This window comes from Frondihabitans sp. VKM Ac-2883 (genome assembly GCF_015350875.1).
Lineage (GTDB): Bacteria > Actinomycetota > Actinomycetes > Actinomycetales > Microbacteriaceae > Frondihabitans.
Genome location: NZ_JADKSF010000006.1, coordinates 197,479 through 203,524 on the forward strand (window position 1 = coordinate 197,479; position 6,046 = coordinate 203,524).

The 6,046-nt window shown below is 62.7% G+C and carries 8 protein-coding genes; 4 read left to right on the plus strand and 4 right to left on the minus strand.

Annotated features, from left to right (window positions below; genetic code table 11):
- Positions 1–41 precede the first annotated feature (41 nt).
- On the minus strand, positions 42–791 hold the full coding sequence (locus tag ITJ49_RS12790; protein WP_194605885.1) for a hypothetical protein: 750 nt from the start codon (positions 789–791) through the stop codon (positions 42–44).
- 332 nt (positions 792–1,123) lie between these two features.
- Between ITJ49_RS12790 and ITJ49_RS12795 the strand changes: the two genes are divergently transcribed.
- Entirely contained in the window at positions 1,124–1,507 is a 384-nt protein-coding gene (locus ITJ49_RS12795) for a hypothetical protein (RefSeq protein WP_194605887.1), read from the plus strand.
- Between the two features lie 175 nt (positions 1,508–1,682).
- Here ITJ49_RS12795 and ITJ49_RS12800 read toward each other — a convergent pair whose 3' ends face one another.
- From ITJ49_RS12800 to ITJ49_RS12810, 3 genes are read right to left on the minus strand one after another with little or no spacing between them, the layout of a single operon-like run.
- Positions 1,683–2,285, minus strand: coding sequence for a DNA-binding response regulator (locus ITJ49_RS12800; protein WP_194605889.1), 603 nt, complete (start codon positions 2,283–2,285; stop codon positions 1,683–1,685).
- 8 nt (positions 2,286–2,293) lie between these two features.
- Positions 2,294–2,794: a sensor histidine kinase gene (locus tag ITJ49_RS12805; RefSeq protein WP_194605890.1), complete on the minus strand. Its 501-nt coding sequence runs from the start codon at positions 2,792–2,794 to the stop codon at positions 2,294–2,296.
- A 38-nt stretch (positions 2,795–2,832) separates the two neighbouring features.
- Complete coding sequence (locus ITJ49_RS12810) at positions 2,833–3,474, minus strand: maleylpyruvate isomerase N-terminal domain-containing protein (protein ID WP_194605892.1); 642 nt, start codon at positions 3,472–3,474, stop codon at positions 2,833–2,835.
- 148 nt (positions 3,475–3,622) lie between these two features.
- On the opposite strand from ITJ49_RS12810, the gene ITJ49_RS12815 reads away from it, so the two are divergent.
- From ITJ49_RS12815 to ITJ49_RS12825, 3 genes are all read left to right on the plus strand, one after another.
- Positions 3,623–4,723 carry a type I restriction endonuclease gene (locus ITJ49_RS12815; RefSeq protein ID WP_194605894.1) on the plus strand — a complete coding sequence of 367 codons (1,101 nt, stop codon included), beginning with the start codon at positions 3,623–3,625 and terminating at the stop codon, positions 4,721–4,723.
- A gap of 569 nt (positions 4,724–5,292) precedes the next feature.
- Positions 5,293–5,583, plus strand: a complete 291-nt coding sequence (locus tag ITJ49_RS12820) for a hypothetical protein (RefSeq protein WP_194605897.1) — start codon at positions 5,293–5,295, stop codon at positions 5,581–5,583.
- Between the two features lie 170 nt (positions 5,584–5,753).
- On the plus strand, positions 5,754–6,046 hold a 293-nt coding region (locus tag ITJ49_RS12825), incomplete at its 3' end, for a hypothetical protein (protein WP_194605899.1).

The following is a 6,046-nucleotide window of genomic DNA, read 5'->3' on the forward strand; positions in this document are numbered from 1 at the left end:
CAAGGCCGACGTCACGGCCCGAGCCCGTCCAGCACTTCGGCTCAGAGGTTTCGCGCGTCGAGCCCTTTCACAACCGCCGTGGTGAGCTCCGAACTCCAGAGACGGTGCACGTTCGCCCACGAGAATTCTTCCGGCCCGACCTGAGTCGCGGCGCCGGTGACCTCGGGAAACGGCACGTAGAAGCACTCGGGCATCGACGTCGCGAGCTGTTCCGACGCCTGATTGAGACGGACGACCTGCTGCCTGATTCGTCTCCTGCCCATTCGAGGCGTCTGCCGAAACCTGTCCATGGGCGGCAATCCGGCGAGGACGATCGGGCATGACGTACCCGACCCCTCCCTGATTCCCTCCAGTAAACGATGGAGCTCTGTCGACCACGACCGCGCGGTTGTCATGAGGAGCACGTCGGAGTACCCGATCGCGACCACTGCGGCATCGATACCGCCGTGGCTCCGGAAGTCCTCGGTGAACCCGTCACGGGGCCGACGAATCGTGCTCCGCGGAAAAAGCCAGTCACACCGACGGTCGCGCCGCCTCTCGAGGTCTCTCGCCGCCTGAGACAGCGTCGACAGCTGCTCGTCGACGACGCCGAAACGCGCGGCTTCCAGGCTTCCGACGAAAAGGATCCTGTCACCGTCGTGAGTCTGCTCGTCTGGATCATCTGGCAGATAGAACCCGCCGGAGACGAGTCGCCGGAAACGCCAGAGGCGCAGATAGAGGGCTGGCCGCAGCAGCCGCCATCCCCACGCCACGTCAGGCAGCGAGCGGGGAGGTGTCGATGAGGGCGTCATTGCCGATGCTTCCCAATCATGTTCCGATACTCGGAGGTTATCGACAAGCGGCCCGCGCCGACCGGCCCGTTCCCCCCGACTGCGTTACCTGTACATTTCCAAGGACTCGGTCGTGAACAGTGGGGAACCAACTGCCTTCGAAGTCGCCAGGTCCTTCCCCATCACTCCGACCGTCGGCGAGAACCGAGACCTCCTCCCCGGCCCCGCGGTCAGCTCTTCGTCGCTGCGCCGGCGCCTTGGGTCTCCTCCTGGCGTTGCCGCTCTTCGCCTCCGTCGTCGGCGTCGCGGATTTGGTCCTCGTTTTCTTCGCAGGCTTGAACGGTGCAACCGCAGTGTGGATAGGCCTCGGAATCACGGGCTCGTACTTCGTCGCGCGCCTCGTGAAGCGCAGAGGAGCGGCTGGTGCACGACCCGCCGCGGTCCTGTTCGCGCTATCAGCGTTCGCGTTCTCGGCAGCAACCGGTGCCGATATCGTGCTCGGGGGCTATGGGCTCAGCGACGACGTCCCGAATCCGGGGCGCGCCCTGGCGCATGTTGCCCTCGTCGTGGCCTGGGCTCTAGCGACGCTGGCATGGACCGCCGGTGTCATCATCACTCGACGCCGCTACCGCGCCGGCCAGCCGACAGTCATCTTCGCCACCGTCACCGGTCTGCTGATGGGCGCGCTGCTGATCGCGTCCTGGTTCGTTACTGCGGAATTCAGCAACGTCTTCTGAGAAAACCCGCGCCATCGCCTGCGGGCACGAAGTGACGCGAATCGGCCGATGTGACGCGGCGCGCCAGGTCGGAATGGCCGAACCGCGCCAGTTTGCCGTCGTCGCGGCGCCTGAGCCACCAAGGATCCCCGTCCGGTCATCGACGCTCGCAGCCTTACCGCGTCGAATCCCCCGGTCAGATCCAGCCGTTGTCGTGGGCCAGTTCTGCCGCGGTGACCCGCGACGACGAATGCAGCTTCGACATCGCCGACGACAGATGGTTGCGAACCGTCCCGTGGGCGAGGTGGAGCGCTCGGGCGATCTCCTTCGTGGGAAGGCCCGCCCGGGTGAGGCGGAGCACGTCGGCCTCTCGGTCGGTCAGCGGGCTCTCCGCCTCAGTGAGCGCCGCTGTCGCGAGCTGAACATCGATGTATCTCTCACCGAACGCAACCGATCGGATGATGGTGGCAAGCTGAGACGCCGGGGTCGATTTCGGCACGAAGCCGCTGACCTGTGCGGCCAGGGCACGCTTGAGCGTGCCGGGTCGGGCATGTCGAGTGACGATGATGGTCTGACACTCGACCAGCGTTCGGAGTTCTCGAGCGGCGTCGATTCCATCGAGGTGCGGCATTTCCAGGTCGAGTAGAACGACATCGGGGCGGTGGGCCAAGGCCGCATCGACAGCATCGCGACCGTCACGGACATCGGCGACCACCTCGATGTCGGTCTCGAGTGACAGGAGCGCGACGAGGGCTCCACGGACGAGCTCTTCATCGTCGGCGATGACAATTCGAATCATGCGGCGTCCTAGGATCCTTCACTCTTGCGGTCTGCGGGGATTCGGACGACCAGGGTGAAGACGTCGCCACGCCGCCGGGTCTCCACCGTTCCGCCCCAGACCGTTACACGCTCGGTGATTCCCACCAGACCCGTGCCTCCCGACCGCAGGGCGCCCGCCCCGTTATTCGACACTGTCAGTTCGTACGGGCCGAGCTCGGACTGGGCCAGGTCGAGGGAGGCCTGCGTCGCGCGGCTGTGACGGAGGATGTTGGTCGTGGCCTCGCGAATGGCGACGGCCATGACCGCTCCGACCTCCGCGGGAAGACCGGGCACGTCAATGCGTGCCTCGCAGTCGATACCGGCCGAGCGGAGAACGGCCGCCGCGTTCCTGGCTTCGACGGCCACCGTCACGGTGCGGTAGTCGTTCACCACGGCCCGTGTGTCGTCGAGCGCGGCTTTGGCGACGGCCCCGGCTATCCCCTTCGACCGGGGGTTGGCCGACGACATCGACTCGGTCACGACCCCCACCCCCACCCCCTGAACGGCGATGGATCCGCGCTCATCATTCAAAGAAGCGAAAATTCAGGCGACAAGGATCCCCGTCCGGTCAACAACGCCAGCAGCATCCCTGCGTCGTCGTCACTCGCCTCCGCGAGCAGGCCGCTCAGCACCCGCAGCGCCATGCGATTCACCGTGGACGGAGCGCCGCGGCCGTCCTCGAGGCCAGTGGCTCGGAGGAGGTCAGCGGTGTGGACCGCCAGCTCGAAGACCCGTGTCGGAAGGTAGGCGGCAAGAGTCCATTCCCCGACCGGCGTGACGACCCGAGCGTCCGCCGACTGGTGAGCGATGAGAAGCCTCACCCGTGCTGAAACCTGCCGGACAGCACCGGCAGCGTCATCGCCCAGATCCGCCGCTGACTGTCGGCCCCGCTCGGCCACTGCTTCCGGATCAGCGCGCGACTCTCGGACAGCCCGGTAGTAGTCGCTCGTCGATGCATTCGACGTCGATGGGCCGGGCCGAAGGTACGACTCCACCGTCAGGAGAGCGCGCGATGTGTGGCCGACGAGATCCCGCACGGTCCACTCCCCGAGCCCCCTGACGTTCCACTGATCAGCGCGGGTGCCAATGGCATCCACCGTCCGCTCGAACCAGCCGGCGGCAGCATCGAACGCCTGTTGCGTCACTGCGAATGCGGTCGCGTCGGTCATGGCCCGAGACTACTGAGGCGCATCTCTCGGCAGAGCGTGAGAACCCGCGATCGGAACAGGTGACACGCGAACTGGGGTTCGCCAAGTCAGTTGGTTTGGCGCAGGCTCCCCTAAGGTCATGAGAAGTATTCAACAAAGGGGAACAGCAATGGAATTCGCCGAACGACTCGCAGCATTGGCACTGAAGGTAAAGAATCAGCGGGCTGCCATCCAGACCGAGGAAGCCACCAAAAACGCTTTCATCATGCCGTTCATCTCAACGATCCTGGGCTACGACGTCTTTAACCCCCTTGAAGTCGTGCCCGAATTCACCGCCGACGTCGGCGTCAAAAAAGGCGAGAAGATCGACTACGCCATCATGCGAGACGGCGAAGTCCAGATTCTCATCGAGTGCAAGAAATCGACTGAGCCACTCAAGATCGAGCATGCTTCGCAACTCTTTCGGTACTTCGCTGTGACCAATGCCCGCATTGCCGTTCTCACGAACGGTGAGACCTACCAGTTCTATACCGACCTCGACGCCGCAAATCGAATGGACGACAAGCCTTTCCTGGTCCTGGATCTGTCGGACATCGACGAAACCCTTCTCCCAGAACTCGAAAAGCTCACTAAAGAGGTCTTCGATCTCGACTCTGTCATTAGCGCAGCAGAAGAATTGAAGTACGTAGGTGCTTTGAAGCGCGCCATCGCGGCAGAGTTCCGCGAGCCTGCAGACGACTGGGTGAAGTTCTTCACCAACCGTGTGTACGACGGCACGTACACACAGAAAGTCCGAGAGCAATTCACCGTTCTCGTCGCAAAGGCTGCGAAGCAGTACTTGAACGAACAAGTGAACGACCGCCTTAAGACGGCCCTGGGGTCCACTGCGTTCCCGTCTGCCCCTGTTGCCCAGGCTCCCGCGTCAGTCATGAGTAGTGAACCCGTAGTGGAATCTGACCTCGATCGTGACACCGAAATCGAAACAACGCTGGAAGAACTCGAGGGCTACCAGATCGTCAAGGCCATCGCATGCAGCGAGGTGAAACCTCAGCGCGTCGCTCACCGGGACCAAAAGTCGTATTTTGCCATCCTGCTTGACGACAACAATCGCAAGCCGATCGCGCGGCTCCACTTCAACGGCAAGCGACAGAAATATCTGGGCGTCTTCGACGCCGAGAAAAACGAGACTCGCCACCCGATCGATGCCCTTGACGAGATCTACGAGCACGCTGACGCGATCCGCGAGGCCGTCAAGACATTCGCGAGCTAGCGTGGCCGGCAAAGAGCAGACCCTTCATAGAGCGATGCGGCAGGTACTTCTGATCGTCGGCCGTCCGCTGACTAGCAAAGAGATAGCTGCGGCCATCAACGCAGCCAATCTCTACCGAAGAGCAGATGGTGGTGAACTGCGAGCCTCACAGGTGGGCGCTCGAGCCAGGAACTACCCGGACATTTTCCTGAACTCTTCTGGCGAGATTTCGCTCGTGACCGTGGCCCCCGAGGCAACGTCTGACGATCACTAGAAAGGCAAAGGCGTGACGCTTGCGCGCAAATCACGGCCTTGAACGAACTAGGACTGTGTCAGGAGCCAAGTGCCTTTCGTTGCGTCAACGTAGAAACTCGCGCTCTCCGAGAGGCTAAGCTTTGCACCCAGACCGCCGCCGAAAGCGGAGTCGTAGAGTGTGCGCTGACCATTGCTGTATGAGCACTCAGTTGACAGCAGGTAGCCGTGGAACGCATTTTTTAATGCTCCTTGCGCGACGATCTGACAAAGCTGACAAGGACCAAATAGGACGGGTGCCCTTGTACGTGACTTGGCCCGCGGGATAGCGTGCGGTCGTGCCCAGCCTCATACAACGACGGATGGCGATCAACCGCCAACGCCTCTCGGGGACCTACTTTCTCGTCGGCAGCGCGGTCTTCATCGGGCTGTGCGGCCTCAACGTGGCTGACCACAGGCTGAACGGCTTCGTCATTGGTCAAGGCCTGATCGGTGTCGCCTGGCTGATCATTGGTCTAGTCACGAGGCGGCGTGCCCGTAAGGCCATGGTCGCGTTCGAGTCGGCCGAGGGCGTCCGTGCCGGAGTCCAACCGCCCCGCACACCACGAGAGCAAAACCAGCACGACTGACGACGCCAACCACCCCACTGCGTGGCTTGCGGTCGCCCGGTTCGCCGTCATCCTCGCGGGACGCGCAGCCTCACTGACCCTCTCGAAGGGTAGAGAGGCATCCGATTGGCGCCGTCTCCCGGTCTACCCTTGACGAGTTGGCAGCTGCGGGTTGCCCGGAAAGTGAAGTCATGACGACACAGGAGCCCTCCGATCCCGAGAGCCTTTTTCGCCTCGACCGACTCGTCGTGGGATTCTTCGCGGTAATCGGCCTTGGACTCGTGACGGCCGCTGTCGTAGGGATTGCTCGGGGAGGAGCGATCGACGCGTTCGCGGCGCTGGCCGTGTCCGGGTTCTTGCTCGCGGTGTTCGCGGTTCACCTGCATCGCTTGGAGCCTGACGACGACGAAGAAGAAGAAGAAGAAGAAGAAGAAGAAGAAGAAGAAGAAGAAGAAGAAGAAGAAGAAGAAGAAGAAGAAGAAGA